At 44.8% G+C, this 1662-nt stretch carries 3 protein-coding genes; all 3 read left to right on the top strand.

The genetic code is table 11. From position 1 onward, the window contains the following. Positions 1-159: 159 nt before the first annotated feature. A complete protein-coding gene (gene eutS / locus WB217_RS10475; RefSeq protein WP_423993174.1) occupies positions 160-501 on the top strand; it encodes an ethanolamine utilization microcompartment protein EutS in 342 nt (113 codons plus the stop codon). A 40-nt stretch (positions 502-541) separates the two neighbouring features. Beyond that, positions 542-1039: a EutP/PduV family microcompartment system protein gene (locus WB217_RS10470; RefSeq protein ID WP_423993173.1), complete on the top strand. Its 498-nt coding sequence runs from the start codon at positions 542-544 to the stop codon at positions 1037-1039. Between the two features lie 216 nt (positions 1040-1255). Then, on the top strand, positions 1256-1662 hold a 407-nt coding region (locus WB217_RS10465), incomplete at its 3' end, for an ethanolamine ammonia-lyase reactivating factor EutA (RefSeq protein ID WP_423993172.1).

Genomic DNA, 1662 nt, shown 5'->3' with positions numbered 1-1662 from the left:
TAGCTTACTGGCTGTCAGTTCCGAAAGCCTTGGAACTTGAAAAGAAGGATCGGGAAGCAGGAGTGATTGGGAAAGACGAATATTTGGATCTGCACAGCGGAACAGAAACGAATAAAAGACAGGTAGGATAAACAAGTCTGCACCAAGGAGGTACATCTGATGAGTGAAGAAAAAAAGAGGTTTATACAGGAATTCGTTCCTGGAAAACAGGTGACGCTGAGTCACATGATCGCCAATCCCGATCCAGAAATGTTTGAAAAGCTGGGTATCGAGCAGGCAGGTGCGCTTGGAATCTTGACGTTGACTCCAAGTGAAACGGTCATCATCGCAGGTGATCTGGCAACAAAAGCAGCGAATGTGACGATTGGTTTTCTCGATCGATTCACAGGCAGTCTTGTCATTGTCGGAACCGTTTCCGAAGTGTCGGCGGCGATGGAGGAAATCAACCGTTTCCTGTCACAAGTATTAAAATACACACCAGCGGACATTACAAAATCTTAAGACAAATTGATGGTCTCCGCCATCATGATGGAGGGAGAACATGGCTAAACAGAACAGAGCAATGCTTATTGGCGCAATAGGTGCCGGTAAGTCGACCTTGACCAATAAACTCCTTGGACGAGATGTTCAGGCAGTTAAGACACAGGCATTGATTTACAGAGACTGGATTGTCGATACTCCTGGTGAGTACACTGAAAATCCTTTGTTCTATAAAAACATTATGGCAACTGCTTTAGAGGTCACACATGTCCTGTACCTTCAGGACGCGACCAAGAAAAAGAATATCTTTCCACCAGGGTTCAGCACTGGGATCAACAAGATTCCGATTGGAGTCATTACTAAAAGTGATGCGGAAGCAGCTGATATTGAAAGAGCGAAGAAAAAGCTTAAGACAGTGATTCCTCGAGGAGTGATGATTATCACTTCGTCGGTAACTGGTAAGGGAATAGAGGAAATCCGTAAACTCGTGCAATGCAACTCGCTTGAAGAGGTGAAAAGTGCAGCGAGAGAGATGGATCCGGATACGGTCATTTTCTAGAAAATATTCTCGTTTTTAAAGAGAAAATGGAACACAAGAACCGTCCCCATGTTCTTTCTATGAAACCCTTTACAATTTTAAGAAAATAAATTATAATCAAATAACAAATTAATTTTTATGGCAATGGCGCCGCTTACGAATCATCTTCGCGATGATTTGTATGTGGCGCCTTTTTGTTTTTATGCTGAATTTTTACCAGTGAATGAGGTGAGGCATATGAAGCGTTACCAGCCGCAAAATGAAGAAATCATAAGCGCTGGGATTGATATCGGCACGAGTACAACGAAGGTCGTGATCAGCCGTTTTTCCCTGATGAACATGGCGGGGGGAACGCATATGCCGCGAATTGAAATTATTGAAAAAGAAGTGCTCTACCGTAGTGAAATACACCGGACGCCGCTACTGGATCCAACGACGATTGATATCCGGGCAGTGGAGAGTCTTGTGAACGATGAATACAGCAGGGCCGGCATCAAACCGCAGGACATTAAGACAGGCGCTGTCATCATCACCGGCGAAACGGCAACGAAAAGCAATGCTCAGGAAATGGTCCATACACTTTCGGATCATGCGGGAGAATTCCTGGTTGCGACTGCAGGCCCCGATTTGGAAGGCATCATTGC

This window comes from Mesobacillus sp. (genome assembly GCF_049588175.1).
Classification (GTDB): Bacteria; Bacillota; Bacilli; order Bacillales; family Cytobacillaceae; genus Mesobacillus.
The sequence above is the reverse complement of the archived record's forward strand: the minus strand, read 5'-3'. Positions and strand labels throughout refer to the sequence as shown.